Genomic DNA, 20,572 nt, shown 5'->3' with positions numbered 1-20,572 from the left:
GTTCTGATTCGGAATTCGGGCATATCATAATCAAACTATGCCCATCTCTCAAGTCTTTAGCGTTTTTTTACGGTGTATCGGAGCCACCGACAAGCGGAACGAAATTGGCTTCTTGCACACAAGTTTCCCGATAGCCTTGGGCGGTTTTTTCGATCAACCACAAATATTGGCGGCCACCTTCATCCAAAGGCAGTACCATGCGCCCACCTATCGCAAGCTGCTGCAATAAGGCCAGGGGTATTTTAGAAGGAGCCGCCGTTACCAAAATTCCGTCAAACGGAGCCACCTCAGGCAAGCCGAGATAGCCGTCGCCGCAGACCATTCTTGCTTTGGCCAACAATCCTGCCGCACGCAGGTGTTGCTTGGCGCGTTCGTGAAGCGGCCTGAGCCGTTCTACGGAATATATTTCCGGCAATCCCAAAGCCAACAATACGGCAGTCTGATAACCGCAACCGGTGCCAATTTCCAATACTTTTCGCATATTACGCGGCTGACTGCCCAGCAACAGCTCGGTCATGCAGGCCACAGTATAGGGTTGGGAAATGGTTTGTCCCAAACCTAATGGTAGCGACATTTCATCATAAGCACGGGTACGCAGCGCCTCTTCGACAAACAAATGCCGCTGTACCGACGCCATTGCCTGCAAAACAGTCATACCGATACCCATACGAGCCAAGCGGTCTATCATTCTGTCGCGCCGGTTTTCGAAACCAGTCCAACGGCCATGCTGCATTAGGAAACGACTCCCTGCCAGAAAGCGGCCACTTCGGCCATCGCATCATAATTGGTCAAATCGATTTGCAAAGGAGTTACCGTAATAAAACCTGACTCACTCTCGGCAAAATCAGTACCGCTATTACGATCGGAAACATCGCCGGCAGGGCCTATCCAATATACGGCCTCACCGCGCGGATTACTCGCCGGAACAATACTTTGTACATGATGGCGCCGTCCCAAACGGGTAATCTTGCAACCTTGGATATCCTCAGGAGAAACTGCAGGTATATTCACATTCCACAATATAGGTTGCTTAGGCGGTTTTTTAAGTAAATGTTCCAGCATCATCCATACGGCTTTTTCCGCAGTATCCCAATAACGGCCGCTATAATCGTTTAAAGAAAATGCCACGGCGGGAATACCAAGCAAAAAAGCTTCCGTAGCCGCTGCCACAGTACCTGAATACAGGGTATCGTCCCCCATATTCGCGCCATGGTTGATACCGGATAAAACCAAATCGGGCTTGAATTCAGGTAAAGCATGCAAGCCCAAATGAATGCAGTCGGTCGGCGTACCGCTCACATAATAAAAACCGTTTTCAGCTTGGCGGATGCGTAATGGGCGGTCAAGCGTCAGCGAGTTACTCACGCCACTTCGGTCACGTTCGGGGGCCACCACACGCACATTGGCGAACTCCCCCGCCACTCTGGCCAAAATAGCGATTCCTTTTGCCAAATAGCCGTCATCGTTACAAATCAGAATATTCATGTTCTACCTTTTTCAGACGGCCTATTGTAACGACTGCAATGGGAAATTGTCTATTTCCGAAATTACCGCCGATTGATTATATCTTCAATATACAAACCCTATTGAACAAATATGCCATTGGGTTTATCTCAATAATTTTTATGAACTCAACCGGCATATCTTTAATAAATATAAAAAAGCACCGCTATCATACGGTGCTTTTTCTAAAAAAATTTATATTAATTGGGGTGGCTGACCAGCTTTTAGCTTAAGCCGTCTGAAACTTACTGACCGGCTTTCAATCCCTGCCACAGACGTACACTCAATTTCACCGCATCGGGCGACTTGGGAAGCACGACAAAACTCTTTGCTTTCACTTCTTCGCTCGGGAAAATCGAATTGTCTTCACCATAAGCAGGATTCATGAGCTTACGTGCAGGCAAACTTGCCGGCGCATAAGTCACAAAATTGCCGTTTTTAGCCGCCACCTTAGGATCAAGTGTGTAGCTGATGTATTTATGGGCATTGGCAACGTTTTGTGCATCTTTCGGAATCATAAACGAATCAATCCAGATACCCACACCTGTTTTGGGTGTCAGCACTTGTAAGTTTACGCCGTTTTTAGAATCTTTGGCACGGTTTTTAGCAATATTCAAATCACCGCCGTAACCTACGGCAACACACAAGTTACCTGCCGCCATGTCATCGATATAACCCGAAGAGCTGAAACGCTTCACATCGCCGCGTACTTTTTTCATCATATCAACTGCAGCTTTCAAATCATCGGGTGATTCGCTATTCGGATTTTTACCGATATAGTTCAAAGCCAAAGGAATTTGCTCGGTCGGGCTGTCTAAGAAACTGATACCGCAAGATTTCAATTTAGCCGTATATTCGGGGTTAAATACCAAATCCCATTCGTTATCAGGCAACTTATCGGTACCCAGTGCCTTGGCAACTTGGTCTTTATTAATACCCAAAGTATTAATACCCCAAAAATAGGGAACCGCATATTTATTGCCGGGATCAACCTGCTCCATCATCTTCAGCAATTCGGGATCGATATTGGCATAATTCGGAATCTGGGCCTTATCCACTTCCTGATAAGCACCCGCTTGGATTTGGCGTCCCACGTTGGCAATGGAAGGGGCAACCAAATCATAACCCGATTTACCCGTCAGCACCTTGGCCTCTAGGGTTTCATTGCTGTCGTAATAGTCGTAACGGACTTTAACACCGTTGGTTGTTTCAAATTCGGTAACCGTTTCCGGGTCAACGTAATCCGACCAGTTGTAAATATTCAAACTGCCCGTAGCAGCAGGAGCTTCTATCCTGCTCGCATTTTCAGATGCGGGTGTTTCCGGAGCTTTCGTTTCGGTCTGTTGATTACCTGATCCGCCGCATGCAGCCAAAAACAAGCCTGCCAAAGCAGAAACCAACAATGTTTTTTTCATTAATTACCCTTCCCGTTTTGATGAAGTGATATTCAAAACCTCCGCGCCGAAACCGGCTCGGAACGCAATGTTGCCTGTAATAGGACACATTCCTGAATTAAACGGCAAAAGCCCTGAAGATGCAATACTTTAGCATGTAAAAACCAACATTTTTTAACATACCTGTACGTAGGTTTCTCAAATAAAAAGAATTTAGTTTACACAATGCTCCGGTAATATGCCGATAGATTTGTCAAAGCCTCGCGCTTATGGGAAAATCCCACGATTAAAATTTTATTTTGCAAGGGCGACACTATGCTGGACAGAGAAGGATATCGCCCCAATGTCGGTATCATCTTAACCAACGAACGCAACGAAGTATTTTGGGGCAAACGGGTGCGAGAGCACTCATGGCAGTTTCCGCAAGGCGGCATCAAACCGGGAGAAAGCCCGGAAACGGCAATGTACCGCGAATTACTGGAAGAAGTCGGCCTATTACCTCACCACGTCAAAATTTTAGGGCGTACGCGCGATTGGCTGCGTTACGACGTACCGTCGCATTGGGTTCGGCGTGAATGGCGCGGTTCGTATCGCGGTCAAAAACAAATTTGGTATCTCTTACGCCTAGTCGGCCGGGAAAGTGATGTCCATCTTCGTGCCACCAGCCACCCGGAATTTGACGGCTGGCGTTGGCATCAATATTGGGCGCCGATAGATGAAGTAATCGACTTCAAACGCGGCGTTTACGAAGGCGCACTGCTCGAACTTTCCCGTTTTCTACGCGGGCTGGAATCGCTGGAAGAGTTCAACCGCCGCCAAATCGAACTTAAATAATCAAGAATCCACCCAAACGCTTTCATGCCGTCTGAAAGCGTTTTTTATTTTCAGACGGCCTATACCAACATTATTTATAGTTTTAGAACATTTTCTAAATTCTTGTAGCTGCTGTTCTACTGCCTACCATTGGTTTGACCGGTAGAAAAATGATATGTACTGTAAAACAATTATCGGTTTTACTTTGATAAAAATATTTTTGTTACCGGCTTTTATTCACAGCCAACGCTTATTTAATAAAGACAATCCATCTGAAACAGCTATCTGACAAAAACTAACACAAACTACGCGTATACTTGCCACTCCCCCAACCAAATATTGAGATAACCCCATGAAAGACTTTATTCTTTACACCGCTTCGCCCTCTCGCGGAAACACTGTTTTATGGATGCTGGAAGAATGCGGCGCCGATTACGAAGTGGTAGCCATGTCGTTTGACGATCTCAAATCACCCGACTATTTAACAATTAATCCGATGGGGAAAGTACCCGCTCTGAAACACCGCAACCAGGTACTCACCGAAACCGCCGCAATCGTCACCTATCTTGCAGAACAATTTCCGAGCAAAAATCTCATTCCTTCTGCTGGCAGCGAAGAACGCGGGCAATATTACCGCTGGCTACTGTTTGCCATCCATCTAGAATATGCCGGCATGGATAAACTTCGCGGTTTGGTAAATGAAAAACATATACGCAGCTCTATCGGCTACGGCGACTTAGATACTGTTGTTAATACTTTGCGCGCACATCTCGAAAACTGTGAGTACATAGTAGGTTCGCACTTTACCGCACTCGACTTATACTACACCAACCTGCTTGACTGGCTGATTAACCGTGCCGGCGCTTTGCCTGCCGACGCCGTATTTATCCGCTATATCGAACGCCATAAAGCGCGCCCTGCCGCGAGTTATGCCGCATAAAACAGTCGGCAAACTATCCACTCAAGCACCTAGCCTCTTACACCCGACGCTTTCAGTCCTTCTGAAAGCGTTTTTAATTGCCGATTTTTAAAAAAGCCGTATAAAAAGGCCTATGAAACACTATTGTGAATCATGTTAGAATTCTGCCCGACCATAAAATTTTCTACTTTCATACGGCCTTATTAGCAAACAGGCCGTATGAAACTGCTCAAACCAATATTAATGACAACATAAACCCATGACCACTCCCTCACAATACAGCGAATCCAGTATTACCGTCCTCAAGGGGCTTGATCCTGTAAAAGAACGCCCCGGTATGTACACCCGTACCGACAGCCCTACTCACATCTGCCAAGAAGTCATTGACAATGCGGCAGACGAAGCTTTAGGCGGATTTGCCGACCGCATCGACGTAACCATTCACGACGACGGTTCTTTATCGGTGGCAGACAACGGCAGGGGCATTCCCACAGGCCTGCATCCGCTGGAAGGTATTCCTGTTGTCGAATTAGTTTTCACCCAATTGCACGCCGGTGGTAAATTTAATAAAAAAGACGGCGGCGCATATGCTTTTTCAGGCGGCCTACACGGTGTGGGCGTATCGGTTACCAATGCCTTATCGCAGCGTCTCGAGGTAATGGTCAAACGCGAAGGTAAAATCCACCGCATCGTATTTGCCGGCGGCGAGGTGGTCAAACCTCTGGTCGAAATCGGCAAATGTGCCGTACGCGATACCGGTACCGAAGTGCGCGTATGGCCGGACGGCAAGTATTTCGAATCACCGAATTACAGTATTCCCGAACTGGAGCGGCTGCTGCGTGCAAAAGCAGTATTACTGCCCGGCGTTACCGTTACCCTGACCCGCCCGGTTAAAGGGCAAAACGAACCTTTCGTACAAAGCTGGCATTATCCCGACGGCCTTAAAGGCTATCTCACCAACCTCATCAGCGAAGCTCAAGAAGCCGTACCGGTATTTGCCTCTGAAAACTATATCGGAGCAGACCACGAAGGGGATTTTACACCCGGCGAAGGTGCCGCATTCGCCCTCACATGGTTGGAAGAAGGCAATACCGCCAACGAAAGCTATGTGAACCTGATTCCCACCCCTTTGGGCGGCACTCATGAAGCGGGTTTAAAGCAAGCGGTATTCAATGCGGTCAGCAACTTTATCAACCACCACAACTTGCTACCGCGCGGCGTCAAAATCCAAAGCGACGATGTATTTGGCAAAGTCGCCTTCGTCTTAAGCGCGCGCGTACTGGATCCGCAATTTCAAGGTCAAACCAAAGATAAGCTCACCAACCGTGATGCTTTAAAGCTAGTGGCCTCGGTATCCGGCGACCCGCTCGAACTTTGGCTCAATCAAAATGTAGAAGCCGGCAAGAAAATTGCCGAACTCGCCATCAAGCAAGCCCAAGCGCGTATGCGTTCGGTTAAGAAAATCGAGAAGAAAAAAGGCAGCGGCGTCGCCGTACTACCCGGCAAACTGACCGATTGCGAAAGCGAAGATACTCGCGAAAACGAGCTTTTCCTAGTAGAAGGCGATTCGGCCGGCGGCTCCGCCAAGCTGGCCCGTGACAAAGCCACGCAAGCCATTCTGCCTCTGCGCGGTAAAGTGCTCAACAGTTTCGAAACCCACCGCGACCAATTGTTCGGCAATGCCGAAATCCACGATATTTCCGTTGCCATAGGCGTTGATCCGCACGGCAAAAACGATAATCCTGATCTAAGCGGCCTGCGTTACGGCAAAATCGCCATCCTCTCGGATGCCGATGTCGATGGTTCGCATATCCAAGTATTGCTGCTAACGCTGTTTTATACCCACTTTCCCAAGCTTGTGGAAAAAGGCCATATTTATGTTGCCCAGCCGCCGCTGTTCCGCGTGGATGTAAACGCACTGGGTAAAAGCAAACCTGCCCGCAAACTCTATGCGCTCGACCAAAACGAGCTAGACAGCATCCTCGAACGCTTGCAAAAAGAAAATGTAAGGGAATCGGCCTACTCCATCAGCCGTTTTAAAGGCTTGGGAGAGATGAACCCCGACCAACTCAAAGATACGACCATGCATCCCGACACACGCCGACTGTTGCAAGTTCAAATTCCCGAGGGTGCGGCAGAAGAAACGCAAAGCATTTTTGTAAAACTGATGGGCAAAGGCGAAGCCGCCAGCCGGCGCGCCTGGATGGAAGCTGAAGGCGACACCGCTGAAGTAGATATTTAAATTCCGGCAGATTACAAACAACCTGCCCGGCGGAATCGGCCCGCAATGCTGATTGAATTGCCCGATTGTTTCAGACGGCCTATACTGTATCCGGTAACAAACGAACAACCGTATTTCAACCCGAAGAAGGAGCGTTTGCGATGAACAATATCCAGCATCATCCGGACAACAACCGTTTTACTCTCTCCAAAGAAGACGGTGAAGAAATCGGCTACCTTGAATACCGACTGATCGGTAACAGTTGGAATATCACCGAAACACGCATAGCCCCCCAATACCGCGGTCAAGGTTTAGCGCATTTTTTGGTAAGCAGCGTCATTAAAGAGGCCGACAAACTTGGAGTCGGCATCAGTGCCAGCTGCGACTATGCCGAACAGGTAATTGCCCGCTTAGGCCGATAACGGAAGCAACATTACTTAATGCCGTCTGAAAAACAAGACGGAAATCCGATTTTAAATATGCAGATATTCGGTTTCCGCCTGATAAGAATTTTTTCAGACGGCATAATATTTTATATTCTCCGCTACCATCGCAAAGAGCATAATGGGTTAGCAAATTGATTACTAACAATCAGCGGCTCTCCGCAATAAAACTCCGATTCTAATCTCAACACGGAACAAACAATGACTACATCTTGCAAAATCGCTGTTGTCGGCAGCATCAATATGGATCTCGTTACCCGCTCCTCCCGATTTCCAACGGCAGGAGAAACGCTACTGGGTGAGGGCTTCAATCAATTTATGGGCGGCAAAGGTGCCAATCAGGCCGTAGCGGCTGCCCGTTTAGGTGCTCAAGTCGATCTGATCGGTGCTGTCGGCGACGACAGTTTCGGCCAAGAGCTTTTGGCCAACCTGCGTAAAGAAGGCGTTAATACCGAAGGTGTTAAAACCGTTACCGGACAACCCAGCGGTCTGGCCAACATTACAGTTGCAGAAAACGACAACCATATCATCGTTATCTCCGGTGCTAACTTTTGCCTGACACCGGCCGATATCGAAGCCAATGAACACCGTATCGCCGCTGCCGATGTTGTGATGAGCCAATTGGAAATACCCGCCGACTGCGTGCTTGCCACCGCCAAACTTGCGGCCAAGCACGGCAAACCCTTTATCCTCAATCCCGCGCCCGCACAAAAACTGCCGCAAGAATTGCTACAACTGGTCACCGCGCTAACGCCCAATGCCTACGAACTCGCAATCAGCCTCGGTCTACCTGAAAATACCGCTGCAGAAGCATTAATCAGCCAAACACCTTGCCCCGTTATCATGACACGCGGCAGCGAAGGCGCTATGTATGTGGATGAAAACCGTGAAATCCGCAGCCAAGCGACCTACTGCGTTACTCCTGTTGACACTACCGGTGCGGGCGATACATTTAACGGCGCACTGGCGGTATTTTGGCAACACGGTTTGGCCAAAGCAGTGAAATATGCCTGCGCCGCCGCCGCACTCTCCGTTACCAAAGCAGGAGCCCAAAGCGGTATGCCGACAGCAGTCGAATTGAACGACTTTTTAGCCAAGCAATCACAATAAAACTCAGAGTTTTTCATTCTGTTTTTAAGAATGAAACACCCAACATAATGCCGTCTGAATAATTTTCAGACGGCATTTTAATAACAGATAAAAATTAATTACTTAAATGACTCTAAGCATCGATAAAATTACTTCCTTAGTCCGCATAAAAAGTATAAAAATACAAAAAATATTACAACATTACCCATACCTATCATCCCGCGGATAATATTGCAATGAACACATTTCTCGATGTCATTATTCCCTGTTATAACGCTGCCTCTACCATAACCCGTGCCGCCGAAAGCGCCTTAGCTCAAGCACAAGTCCGTTATGTTTGGCTGATAGACGATGCCTCTACCGACACCAGCCGCGATATTATCCGCCAATTGGCCTCCGCCCATCCTCGTATCAAGCCTTCTTTCCTCCCCGACAACGGCGGCGTATCCCGTGCGCGCAACTGGGGCATGTTGCAAAGCGATGCCGACTATCTTGCTTTTCTTGATGCCGACGATGTCTATGAAGCCGGTGCGCTCGAAGCTGCGCTTATCGCCCTTACCCAATATGCCGAACTCAGCTTGGTTCGTTTGAAACTCAAACCTGTCGGCTTGCCGGAACGCTATCGTAAACATTGCGGTTTGCCTTCCGCATGGCAGCGGCTGGAAATGACCGTAGGCGGCAACACCGTTTTCCGTAAGAATGCCCTTTTGGCCTGTGGCGGTTTTCCCCAAGACGACATATTCAAACGTTTCGGCGGAGAAGACGCCGCATTGGGTATCGCATTAACCCGCAGCAGTGTAGTCGGCACTTTATTTGGTGAAAACGAACCGGGAGTTTTACACTATTGCCGTAAGGGCATGCACGCCGAGCGTTTGCTTGATACCGCATTATTCAACCGCAGCCATAGCGAGATCACAAATGACGATTTGGCAGCGGCCGAAGCGGTTACCCAACGTATCTGCAGCCGCCTAAACAGTATCCGCAACAGCTTGCCGCAACAAACCGGTATTATGCCGTTGTTCCCTTCGCGCGGCTGATCACGCCTTCGAAATTATGCGTTTTTCCAACGGACTCCCATCTGCCGTACTATTTTTCAAGGACCATATGAGCCGCCCCAACCGTTTGTCGCTCCGGGTAGACGGGGAAAACCGGATTACTGTCGAGGGTGAAGTGATCAAAGTAGGCAGCGGTGATTTTTACTTACCCGAACAAACAAAGGCCGTCTGAAAAACGGTAATCCAAGAGCCATAACAGGAAAATAAAAACACATCTAAACCTATAAATCTTACCGGTTACCTCCATATTTAAAAGATGCCGTCTGAAATTTTTCAGACGGCATTTCACTTAACCATATACTCCAAATAACAAATTTCCAAAAAAATCCAGCCGCCGTCATTACGCTTGCTTAGTTAGGCACATTTGTTTTCAGGCGGCATGAGTGCCTTCTCCGATCATTAAGCCGAAAGTAGTAGGACGCCTAATCTTTACGGCAGTACCCACCCTATGCCAATGCCGCACCTACACGCCCTTTCGGGGCATATTTTTTACCACCCCGCTATTTTATATTACACGGCATAGAAATCGGTTTTGATTTGAGAACAGCTTTCAGACGGCACAGCCGTTTAAGAGCGCATCAGCAAGGAATACTTCCATGAGCCACTTTTTAGACAGACTAAAATTCCTCGGCAAAGCACACGAAACCTTTGCCAACGGCCACGGCGCGGTTACGCTCGAAGACCGCAAGTGGGAAAACGCCTACCGCAACCGCTGGGCGCACGATAAAGAAGTACGCTCCACCCACGGCGTGAACTGTACCGGCTCTTGCAGCTGGAAAATCTACGTGAAAAACGGCCTGATCACTTGGGAAGTACAAGCCACCGATTATCCGCGTACACGCCCCGACTTACCCAACCACGAACCGCGCGGCTGCCCGCGCGGCGCATCATACAGTTGGTATGTATATTCCGCCCAACGGGTGAAATTCCCGATGATACGCGGCGTATTGGCCGAAATGTGGCGTAAAGCCCGTAAAACCATGTCACCTACCGAAGCATGGGCTTATATCGTTGAAGATGAAACCCGTGCCAAAGCCTATAAAACCCGCCGCGGCTTGGGCGGATTCGTCCGTGCCGGCTGGGAAGAGGCTAACGAAATCATTGCCGCCGCCAACGCCTATACCGTAAAAAACTACGGCCCGGACCGCGTTATCGGTTTCTCCCCCATTCCTGCCATGTCGATGGTGAGCTATGCATCCGGTTCGCGCTACCTCAGCCTGCTGGGTGGTGTGCCGCTTTCCTTCTACGACTGGTATTGCGACCTTCCGCCTGCCAGCCCGCAAATCTGGGGCGAACAAACCGACGTAGCCGAATCGGCCGACTGGTACAACTCCAACTATCTGATGGTATGGGGTTCGAACGTACCGATGACGCGCACACCCGACGCCCACTTCTATACCGAAGTACGCTACAAAGGCACCAAAACCGTTGCCGTATCGTCCGACTTCGGCGAAATGGCCAAATTCGGCGACATCTGGCTGGCTCCCAAACAAGGTACCGATGCCGCCTTGGCGATGGCGATGGGTCATGTGATTATGAAAGAATTCCACATTGAAAATCCCTCGCCCTACTTCACCGACTATATCCGCCGCTATACCGATATGCCGATGCTCGTTCGCCTGAAAGAAAACGGCAACGGTTATGTACCCGAATATTTCCTGCGGGCTTCAGACATTGACGGCTCACTCGGCGAAACCGACAACACCGAATGGAAAACCTTGGTTTGGGACGAACGGCAAAACAGCCTTAAAGCACCTAACGGCTCTATCGGTTTCCGTTGGGACGGCAGCCGTAAGTGGAACTTGGAAACCCTAGCATCAGGCGAAGAACTTCACGCCGCATTGAGCCTGCAAAACCAAAGCGACGATGTCGTAAAAGTGGGCTTTGCCTATTTCGCCTCTGAAAAAGACGAATTGCTTTACCGTAAAGTACCCGCCAAACGCATCACTTTGGATAACGGCGAAACCGTACTCGCAGCTACCGTATTTGACCTGATGGCCGCTAACTACGGTATCGAGCGCGGCTTAAACGATGAAAATTGTGCCGCTTCTTACGACGAACTCAAACCTTATACCCCTGCATGGCAACAAATCCATACCGGCGTACAACCGGAGCTGGTCATCAAAGTAGCGCGCGAGTTTGCCCAAAATGCCCACGATACCGAAGGCCGCAGCATGGTAATCGTCGGCGCCGGCCTCAACCACTGGTACCACATGGATATGACTTACCGCGGCATCATCAATATGCTGATGCTTTGCGGTGCCATCGGCAAATCGGGCGGCGGCTGGTGCCATTATGTCGGTCAGGAAAAACTACGCCCGCAAAGCGGCTGGGCTCCGCTGGCCTTCGGCCTCGACTGGCACCGTCCTCCGCGCCAAATGAACGGTACTTCGTTCTTCTATGCCCACACCAGCCAATGGCGTCATGAAAAAGTCGGCGTAGATGAAATCCTCGCCCCCAATGCCAACGGCGAAATGGCCAAACTGTCGATGATAGATTACAACGCCAAAGCCGAACGCATGGGCTGGCTGCCTTCGGCACCCCAGCTGTCGGCCAACCCGCTCGACATCGCCGACCAAGCCGCGGCCGCCGGAGAAAATCCTGTCGAATATGTCGTTAACGGTCTTAAATCAGGCAGCCTCGACATGGCCTGTAACGACCCCGACAATCCGCAAAATTTCCCGCGCAACCTGTTTGTATGGCGTTCAAACCTGCTCGGTTCATCGTCCAAAGGCCACGAGTATTTCCTGAAATACCTGCTTGGCACGCAAAACGCCGTGTTCAGCGAGGAAGCCGACTGCATCACGCCGTCTGAAATTACCGTGCGTCCGGCCGCCGAAGGCAAACTTGATTTGTTGACAGTATTGGATTTCCGTATGTCAACTACCTGTCTCTACGGCGATATCGTTTTACCTACCGCAACTTGGTATGAAAAAGACGATTTGAATACATCCGATATGCACCCCTTCATCCATCCGTTAACCGAAGCGGTCAACCCGTTATGGGAAAGCAAAACCGACTGGGAAATTTATAAAGGCATCGCCAAAAAATTCAGCGAAATCGCCCAAGATTACATCGGCGTACGCAAAGATATCGTACTGACCCCGCTGATGCACGACAGCCCTCAAGAAATGGGGCAGCCTTTTGATCCGAAAGACTGGAAACACGGCGAATGCGATCCGATTCCCGGCAAAACCATGCCGAATATGACGGTAGTGGAGCGCGATTACGGTAAGATTTACGAAAAATTCACCTCTATCGGCCCATTGCTTGAAAAAGTAAACAACAATGGCAAAGGCTTGGCTTGGCAAACCGGTCATGAAGTCGAACTGCTGCGCAAACTTAACGGCGTACGCGAAGAAGGTGTCGGCAAAGGACAACCCAAACTCGATACCGCCATCGATGCCGCCGAGATGATTCTGACCCTCGCACCCGAAACCAACGGCCACGTTGCCGTGAAAGCATGGGACGCACTGGGTAAAGCAACCGGACGCGAACACCGCCATCTTGCCGAATCTTCGGAACACACCCAAATCCGCTTCCGTGATGTCGTTGCCCAACCGCGTAAAATTATTTCCTCGCCCATCTGGTCGGGCATCGAAAGTGAGGAAGTCAGCTACAATGCAGGCTACACAAACGTACACGAGCTGATTCCGTGGCGCACCCTCACCGGCCGCCAACAATTCTACCAAGACCATTTGTGGATGCGTTCGTTCGGCGAAAGTTTGTGCGTATACCGCCCGGCCGTCAATTTCAAAACCGTGGAAAAAATGCTCGGCAAACACCAAAACGGCAATCCTGAAATCACGCTGAACTTCCTCACCCCGCACCAAAAATGGGGTATACACAGCACCTACTCCGACAACCTGCGGATGCTGACCCTATTCCGCGGCGGCCCCAACGTTTGGATTAGCGAAGCCGATGCCCAAAAAGCGGGGATTGCTGATAACGACTGGGTAGAAATATTTAATGCCAACGGCACCATCACTGCCCGTGCCGTGGTCAGCCAGCGCATACCGGAGACGATGATTCTGATGTATCACGCACAAGAAAAAATCGTCAACGTACCCGGTGCCGAAGTATCCGGCAAACGCGGCGGTATCCATAATTCGGTTACCCGCGCCGTATTGAAGCCTACCCATATGATCGGCGGCTACGCCCAATTGGCCTACGGTTTCAACTACTACGGAACGGTGGGTTCCAATCGCGACGAATGGGTAGTCGTCCGTAAAATGAACCGTGTGGACTGGATGGATACTCCTGCCAAATAAACCGTGCATACGCTACTAAAAAGCCGTCTGAAAATATTTTCAGACGGCTTTTTAGATCCAATAAAACAATCAAATAATTTCCCAATCTTATAATTTAAAAACAGATCAAATTCTCTGTTTTACAAGATAATCTACCAAAGACGGCAATCCTTCTTTAGCCGTTTTAGCAATAATTTCCACCCTCGCACCTACCTGTTTCGGGTTCGGATCCACTAAATAAATATCCGCATGGGGCGGAGCATATTGCAGTAATGATGCAGCCGGATAAACTTGCAAAGAGGTACCTACTACAATCAGAATATCCGCACCGGCCACCTCTTCCAATGCTTTTTCAAACATAGGCACTTCCTCGCCAAACCAAACAATATGCGGGCGCATCAAACAACCTTCAGCATCCGTATCTTCCAAGGACTGATCCCCTTGCCATACCACAATATCGTGTTCATCACGCGTACTGCGGATTTTATTCAGCTCCCCGTGTAAATGCAGCACATTACTGTTACCTGCGCGCTCATGTAAATCATCAACATTTTGGGTAATAATCCGAACATCAAAATATTCTTCCAAGGCTACAAGTGCATAATGGCCTTCGTTAGGCAAGGCCTCCGCCGCTTGCCGGCGGCGCTGGTTATAAAAATCCAATACCAATTGCGGATTTTTAGCAAAAGCCTCAGGTGTTGCCACGTCTTCTACACGGTGCCCTTCCCACAAACCACCCGCATCACGAAACGTTTTCAAACCACTATCCGCACTTATCCCTGCTCCGCTTAAGACTACACATTTTTTCATCATATCCTCCGCTACCCAGTATCCGCACCTATCTCCCTCATAAAAGTACAAGGAAGCAAAAATTTTATTTGGTAACGCTCATTCGGAAATTTTTACAGGCAACGAAACATTAGCCAACCCTAAAGCCATTTCCCCTTTTACACCTGCTTTATACTCATATTCGGGTAAAGGTTTGACTCCGGCTACACGCTTCACCAAAACCAGTCCGTAAACCGCTGCGCCATGCGGCCACCAGCGGTCGCCCGCCGCCTCCATAAATCGGCAGATACCCAGCAACCTTTTGTTTTCAAAAGGAGGCACATAAACCATAAAACTACCGCTTTGAATCGAAAAACCTACCGCCCGCACCTTCTTTTTCAACACGGGCAAAGGCAAACATTTGCTTCTTTGCGGTAACCGCTTACCATCAAACAGACGGCTGAAGCGCCATAAAGAATTCGGGTTAAACCCGGTTAGCACCAACATACCCTCAGGCTTCAATATGCGGTAGGCTTCAGCCAAAGCCCGGGAAGGATCCGAACAATTCTCCAACACATGCGGCATCAACAAAACATCTACGCTCCGGCAGGCCAAAGCGGCTGCCTCGGATTTCATATATATATCACGTCCGACATACAATACTTCTTTTCCCGGCCACAAACGCCAATCCGGCAACCCCAGCTGCACCTGCACACCGCCATATACGCTATCCAACGCACGCTCATAAAAAGCTTCTTCTTTTTTTACGCTATAACGCCCTAACTGCGTATCTGCCAACCAAACCGATAATCCGTTCATCATCATCCGTATATCCGTTACCAATACCGGCCTGCGGTTCTCTAAACCTAGTTAAGACAGCCGAAGCCTTTCAGCATAAACAACAAGTTGCTATATTATCAAGAAAAAAATTTAACATTACCAAAGCTTGACGGCATAAAGCCCGAACAGTTACCATTCCAAGATTGACTTACAAGCTAAATAAATTCAAGACTATGGCTAAACTAAAAACAATCGCTTTCGCAGTTACCGGTATCTCAGCCTTCTCTATGGCGTCACTTGGCCAAGCAGCCACGCCCAATCAAACCGGTATGGCGATGATGCGCCTAAACGCCTCACTTCTTGAAACCGGCAACACAACCCAATTTGCCGGAGGCAGCCTTTGGAACGCGTTGCGCAAAGACTTCAGAATGGCAGAGGTCAATCCCGAATTAGTACGCCGTCATGAAAACAGCTTTGTCAGAAATAGTGCTTATTTCGACCGCACAATCAACCGAAGCAAACCTTATATGTACCATATTGCAAATGAAGTAAAAAAACGCAATATGCCGTCTGAAATCGCATTACTTCCCTTTATTGAAAGCGCATTCGTTACCAAAGCCCGTTCCCACGTCGGTGCTTCGGGCTTATGGCAGTTTATGCCTGCTACCGGCCGCCATTACGGCTTGGAACGTACTGCACTTTACGATGGCCGGCACGATGTTTATGCAGCAACCGATGCCGCCCTCACCTATCTCCAATACCTGCACGGGCTTTTTGGTGATTGGTCATTGGCTCTGGCCGCTTACAACTGGGGAGAAGGCAATGTAGGCCGCGCCGTTAACCGTGCCCGTGCCCAAGGGTTAGAGCCGACTTACGAAAATCTGCGCATGCCCAACGAAACGCGTAATTATGTACCGAAACTTTTGGCTGTTCGCAATTTAGTCAGCAACCCTGAAGGCTTCGGCCTTAATCTCAGCGATATCGACAACAAACCCCACTTCAAAGCCGTCAGCATTGACCAACCCATTGACAATGCTGCTATTGCACGCTTAGCAGGAATCAGCGAAAGCGAATTTTTAGCACTTAATCCCGGCTTTAATGTTCCCGTATTCGTACCTAAAGCCAACCGAAAACTCTTATTGCCTGTAAAAGCAGCCGGAAATTTTGAGAAAAACCTGCGTAAAGCCAATCCCGATACTCTGCTTTCATGGGATGTATACACTGCTTACGGCAATACCAGCCTTTCAAGCATCGCAGCGGAAACCGGTATGAGTGTCGCTGATATCAAACGCCTAAATAGCATGAGCGGAAACAGCATTAGCTCGGGCCGAAGCATCCTGGTTGCCAAAAACAGCTTGAACAACGGTGCAAATAAAGCCTATACGAATTTTGCCGGTTTAGATACCGATAATACGCCGGATACTTATATTTCGGATGTGCCTGCCATCCAAACCGTTGCGGCTACTCCCCGTCCGGTTGTTCAAAATATAGCGGTAGCATCACAACAACCGGCACAAGCCGACTTTACCCGACGAACAGCAGCTCCGGTAACCATAGCAGCAGCTCCTCCGGTACAAATTAATAGCAGCACAACTACTACTGCCTCTGCCATGCCCGAGCGTGTTTCCACTTCTCAATCAGCCGTCAACGTAAACAATACCAACACTACAACAGCAGTCGCATTAAATGAACCTTTGCCGTTGCCTACCCAACAACCGCTGAACGAACCTGCTGCTGACAACTTAGCTTCGGCAGCACCCGAAACATTTACCTTGTCGGAACAAGAAGATCCACTATTGGCTTTAGCCCAAGCCTCAAGTATGCGTGTTAATGCAGCCGATGCCGTACGTAATGCCGTTGCGGAAGTAGAAGCGCGGGAAGCAGCCGAACGTGCCCGCGCCGCACAACTTGCAGAAGCTCGAGCCAAACAACAACAGCGTACCGAAGCACGCTTAGCCCGAGCCAACAGTCAACCCCAGAACACAGGTACCCATCAAGTGGCAGCGGGTGATACCCTATACAGTATTTCCCAACGATACAACTTAAGCGTTGCCGACTTAGTTACTGCCAATAATATCAAAGGTAACAATATCCGTGTGGGCCAAACATTAAAAGTAACGGCAGTAGCTCAGCGCAACGCTGCCGTACGTAATGTTTCCTACACTGTACGCAAAGGTGATACATTAAATACCATCGCCAACCGCTTCAATGTGGATGTAAACGATATCCGCCGTTGGAATCGAAATACCCGCACCATCACTCCTGGTCAACGTTTAACACTCATAGGCAGCTAAAAAATTACGGTAATAACTTGAAAGCCAAGTATTGCAATATTCGTTTTTACTTATACAAATAAATTTTTAAAAGCCGTCTGAAAATTTTCAGACGGCTTTTTGTCTATTATTCAAAAGGCTTTTTCTGCCAATAAGGTTTCCAAGTCTTCAGACGGCCTTGCCTGATACCCTCATTATCCAGCTCAAACCATAAACCACCCGATAGATCTGTACGCAACAGACGGGCGTCATGTGCCCTAACCCTATTGCGGACAGCCTTGCTAGGATGTTGGTAAGGATTGGCATAACCACTTGAAGCCACTGCATAAACAGGAGAAACAACATTCAGAAACGTACCCGAAGATGATGAGTTACTACCGTGATGCCCCAATAATAAAACTTGGCTATACAAGCTTTTTCCATAATGATTTACCAATGCCTGCTCACCTGCCTGACTTAAATCTCCCGTCAGCAACAATGCTTGATGACCAACCAACACACGCAAAATACAGCTTTGGTCGTTATCATGCTCCTTACCGGACATCGCCGCCGCTCTCAAGAATTCAAACCGTACTCCGTCCCATTGCCAAGCTTGTTCCTCGCAATGTCGGGCATTCGGATAAAATTCGGGCTGTCCCGCCCAAACAACATCAGGTTGTTTAGCTTTAGCCAATATCGTAAAACCACCATCATGATCCACATCATGATGAGACAATACCAATCCATCCAAACGCTTTACCCCCGCCGCATTCAAGCTTGGCACTACTGCCATATTGGCTGCTGCTTCCGTACCCGTATCAAACAACAAGCTATGATTACGGGTTTGCAGCAATACGGATAAGCCTTGCCCGACATCCCATACGGTCGCTTTCAGATGCTCTTTCTCCAACATGGGCGGCTTATAAACGAGGAAACCTAACAATACGATCAAAGCAAAAGGTTTCAGCCCCAATCCGCGCGGCAACAATACCAATCCTGCCGCTATAACAGCCAATACGGCTAAGGGCCACGGAGCGGCAGCAATCGTATATTCAGGCGCATATTCAGCGAGCTTTGCCAATACCTGCAGGGTATACTCGCCTGCCGCAGCCGCCAGCCATTGCAACGGCGGCCAAGGTAACAAAGAAGCCAACAAGGCCAAAGGCACCAAAATCCATGAAAACCAAGGAATTGCCACAGCATTCACCAAGGGGCTGATAATAGGCACAGAAGAAAACAAAACGCCTAAAACAATTACTGATAATACAGTCACAGCCAATTGGCCATCCACAGCCAACCGCCAACCGGAAATATATTTACGGTTGCGCCCGAACGATATCCACAGTAAGGCAGCTACCAAACCGAAAGAGAGCCAAAAACCGTTATCTAATACAGCCGAAGGTTCAATCAGCAAAACCATTGCCAAAGCCTGCCACCAGCCCTGCCACACCGAACAGCCGCTACCCCGCCACCACGCCCATGCAAAAGCGAACAACATCAATATACTACGTTGGGTAGGAATAGAGAATCCCGCCAAAGCTGCGTATGCCAAACCCGTAGACACTCCGGCAGCGAGTATCCATGCTTTAGGTCTGGCAGGCGTATAAGGCAAAATGTATAGTAACTTTTTTAACAGCCAACCCGCCCAAAACGCCACCATACCCACATGCAAGCCCGAAATACTGACCAGATGGTTTAACCCCAGCGGCCTGAATACCTGCCAGAGCCTAATACTTAATGCCCCTTGTTCTCCGATACCCAAAGCCCGCATCAGCGCCCTGCCGTCTGAAAACACCATCGAATGGCTGTCGCCTTGCCAATTCAAACTAATGGTTTCACGAAGTTTTTGTATGGGTATACTTGCACTTTGTCCCAAGCTTTCCCGCCACTTGCCTACTGTTCCTATGCCGTTGATACGGTTTGCCAATGCCCACGCTTCACGATTAAACCCTAGCGTATTTACCTCTCCTATTGGCGGCCGGACTCTTGCATTAATCAGCCAACGGCTACCGACCGGCCAATCCCTCAACTGATAATCAGACAATTGCAAACGGTAGCTGCGGCCTTTTTCATCTATTGCCTCCACCCGCAAACGTACCCTGTTTTCATCCTTCTGAGGCAAATCGGTTACTGTAACGGATAATCGTACCTGCTGCGCCTCCAAAGGCCACTGTGCGGACAAACTGTTCTGGGTTCTCCATACCCCGTACGCTATACCCGATACAAAAAACAACGGTAGCAATAACTTAGGAAATTGCCAAACCATTGCGAATAGCAGTAACACCATAACCAATATCAACCATGCCTCAGCCGTTGGCAAAGCAAATGAAACCACTACACCGGTTACCCAAAAGGGTAATATTTTGCCGAACACCAGCACCCCTTAAATTAATATTTACATTAATAGTATCCTACATCATATTTTATCTATTTGTAATATTACATATACATAAATGAATTGTAAGCCATAGGCAAAACCAATCATTTATCCGTAATAATTGATTAAATACTGTCGTACCGGCATCCAATACCGTCTGAAAAGGGTATAATCCGCCCAATCAAACTATTTATTTCGGCGGATTGATGGTTTCAAAACAGCCCGGCATACTGATTACGGCAATAATGGTAGCTCTAACAACTGCCGCCATGCCTCACACAACCTCGGCATCCGAACTCAAAAGCACTGACGGTATTTGGATTGACGTACGGACGCCGCAAGAATTTGATAAAGGCCATCTGCAAAGTGCCATAAATATTCCGGTTGAGCATATTGGTACACAAATCGCTACTGTCAGCATAAATAAAGATATGCCAATCAATCTGTATTGCCGCAGTGGTCGCCGTGCCGAAACGGCTCGCAAAATACTCCGGCAACTCGGCTATACCCGCATAACCAATCACGGCGGTTATACGGATTTACTTGGATCGGGCAATTATCCGTCTTCGAAAAATTAAAATGGGGCTGTATTAGATTGGCAGTTATGTTACCCTTTAAAAATGAAGATAACATACTGTAAACTATCTAAAAAAGTACAAAAAAAGTTGCTTGAATTTTTTGTACTTGAGGTAACCGCCCGTTCTGCTG

16 protein-coding genes and 1 pseudogene are annotated in these 20,572 nt (G+C 48.7%); 11 read left to right on the top strand and 6 right to left on the bottom strand.

Annotated features, from left to right (window positions below; genetic code table 11):
- Positions 1 to 67 precede the first annotated feature (67 nt).
- The 3 genes from ACEPPX_RS04880 to ACEPPX_RS04870 form a co-directional block, all read right to left on the bottom strand.
- The gene (locus ACEPPX_RS04880) at positions 68 to 733 is read right to left on the bottom strand and encodes a protein-L-isoaspartate(D-aspartate) O-methyltransferase (protein ID WP_416623162.1); all 666 of its coding nucleotides are present in this window, start codon (positions 731 to 733) and stop codon (positions 68 to 70) included.
- Positions 733 to 1,485: a 5'/3'-nucleotidase SurE gene (gene surE / locus ACEPPX_RS04875; RefSeq protein ID WP_047760551.1), complete on the bottom strand. Its 753-nt coding sequence runs from the start codon at positions 1,483 to 1,485 to the stop codon at positions 733 to 735. The genes ACEPPX_RS04880 and surE overlap by 1 nt, the downstream gene beginning before the upstream one ends.
- A gap of 263 nt (positions 1,486 to 1,748) precedes the next feature.
- Entirely contained in the window at positions 1,749 to 2,918 is a 1,170-nt protein-coding gene (locus ACEPPX_RS04870) for a polyamine ABC transporter substrate-binding protein (protein WP_416623161.1), read from the bottom strand.
- A gap of 294 nt (positions 2,919 to 3,212) precedes the next feature.
- On the opposite strand from ACEPPX_RS04870, the gene ACEPPX_RS04865 reads away from it, so the two are divergent.
- The 8 genes from ACEPPX_RS04865 to ACEPPX_RS04830 all read left to right on the top strand — a co-directional run bounded on the left by ACEPPX_RS04865 (position 3,213) and on the right by ACEPPX_RS04830 (position 13,708).
- Entirely contained in the window at positions 3,213 to 3,731 is a 519-nt protein-coding gene (locus tag ACEPPX_RS04865; RefSeq protein WP_416623160.1) for an RNA pyrophosphohydrolase, read from the top strand.
- A gap of 331 nt (positions 3,732 to 4,062) precedes the next feature.
- Entirely contained in the window at positions 4,063 to 4,650 is a 588-nt protein-coding gene (locus tag ACEPPX_RS04860; protein ID WP_416623159.1) for a glutathione S-transferase family protein, read from the top strand.
- Positions 4,651 to 4,888: 238 nt separating this feature from the next.
- On the top strand, positions 4,889 to 6,871 hold the full coding sequence (locus tag ACEPPX_RS04855; RefSeq protein ID WP_416623158.1) for a DNA topoisomerase IV subunit B: 1,983 nt from the start codon (positions 4,889 to 4,891) through the stop codon (positions 6,869 to 6,871).
- Between the two features lie 65 nt (positions 6,872 to 6,936).
- On the top strand, positions 6,937 to 7,272 hold the full coding sequence (locus ACEPPX_RS04850) for a GNAT family N-acetyltransferase (RefSeq protein WP_416623157.1): 336 nt from the start codon (positions 6,937 to 6,939) through the stop codon (positions 7,270 to 7,272).
- A gap of 222 nt (positions 7,273 to 7,494) precedes the next feature.
- Positions 7,495 to 8,403 (top strand): ribokinase, encoded by a 909-nt coding sequence (gene rbsK, locus ACEPPX_RS04845; protein ID WP_416623156.1) that lies wholly within the window; start codon positions 7,495 to 7,497, stop codon positions 8,401 to 8,403.
- 215 nt (positions 8,404 to 8,618) lie between these two features.
- Positions 8,619 to 9,419 (top strand): glycosyltransferase family 2 protein, encoded by an 801-nt coding sequence (locus ACEPPX_RS04840; protein ID WP_416623155.1) that lies wholly within the window; start codon positions 8,619 to 8,621, stop codon positions 9,417 to 9,419.
- A 67-nt stretch (positions 9,420 to 9,486) separates the two neighbouring features.
- Positions 9,487 to 9,609 (top strand): hypothetical protein, encoded by a 123-nt coding sequence (locus ACEPPX_RS04835; RefSeq protein ID WP_416623154.1) that lies wholly within the window; start codon positions 9,487 to 9,489, stop codon positions 9,607 to 9,609.
- A gap of 424 nt (positions 9,610 to 10,033) precedes the next feature.
- On the top strand, positions 10,034 to 13,708 hold the full coding sequence (locus tag ACEPPX_RS04830) for a nitrate reductase subunit alpha (protein WP_416623153.1): 3,675 nt from the start codon (positions 10,034 to 10,036) through the stop codon (positions 13,706 to 13,708).
- A gap of 105 nt (positions 13,709 to 13,813) precedes the next feature.
- Here the strand turns inward: ACEPPX_RS04830 and ACEPPX_RS04825 are convergent, their stop codons facing one another.
- Positions 13,814 to 14,497 carry an SIR2 family NAD-dependent protein deacylase gene (locus ACEPPX_RS04825; protein ID WP_416623260.1) on the bottom strand — a complete coding sequence of 228 codons (684 nt, stop codon included), beginning with the start codon at positions 14,495 to 14,497 and terminating at the stop codon, positions 13,814 to 13,816.
- 78 nt (positions 14,498 to 14,575) lie between these two features.
- Positions 14,576 to 15,274: a class I SAM-dependent methyltransferase gene (locus ACEPPX_RS04820; RefSeq protein ID WP_416623259.1), complete on the bottom strand. Its 699-nt coding sequence runs from the start codon at positions 15,272 to 15,274 to the stop codon at positions 14,576 to 14,578.
- A gap of 194 nt (positions 15,275 to 15,468) precedes the next feature.
- On the opposite strand from ACEPPX_RS04820, the gene ACEPPX_RS04815 reads away from it, so the two are divergent.
- A complete protein-coding gene (locus ACEPPX_RS04815; protein ID WP_416623152.1) occupies positions 15,469 to 17,529 on the top strand; it encodes a LysM peptidoglycan-binding domain-containing protein in 2,061 nt (686 codons plus the stop codon).
- 106 nt (positions 17,530 to 17,635) lie between these two features.
- Here the strand turns inward: ACEPPX_RS04815 and ACEPPX_RS04810 are convergent, their stop codons facing one another.
- Positions 17,636 to 19,864, bottom strand: a complete 2,229-nt coding sequence (locus tag ACEPPX_RS04810) for a DNA internalization-related competence protein ComEC/Rec2 (protein WP_416623258.1) — start codon at positions 19,862 to 19,864, stop codon at positions 17,636 to 17,638.
- Positions 19,865 to 20,070: 206 nt separating this feature from the next.
- On the opposite strand from ACEPPX_RS04810, the gene ACEPPX_RS04805 reads away from it, so the two are divergent.
- Both ACEPPX_RS04805 and ACEPPX_RS04800 read left to right on the top strand, forming a co-directional pair.
- Positions 20,071 to 20,442, top strand: a complete 372-nt coding sequence (locus ACEPPX_RS04805) for a rhodanese-like domain-containing protein (RefSeq protein WP_416623151.1) — start codon at positions 20,071 to 20,073, stop codon at positions 20,440 to 20,442.
- A 42-nt stretch (positions 20,443 to 20,484) separates the two neighbouring features.
- A pseudogene (locus ACEPPX_RS04800) lies at positions 20,485 to 20,572 on the top strand (IS1595 family transposase); the annotation flags it as partial.

Source organism: Neisseria sp. S1 (genome assembly GCF_048060015.1).
Taxonomy (GTDB): Bacteria; Pseudomonadota; Gammaproteobacteria; order Burkholderiales; family Neisseriaceae; genus Neisseria; species Neisseria arctica.
Note: the sequence above shows the minus strand (reverse complement) of the source record. Positions and strands in the feature narration are given on the sequence as shown.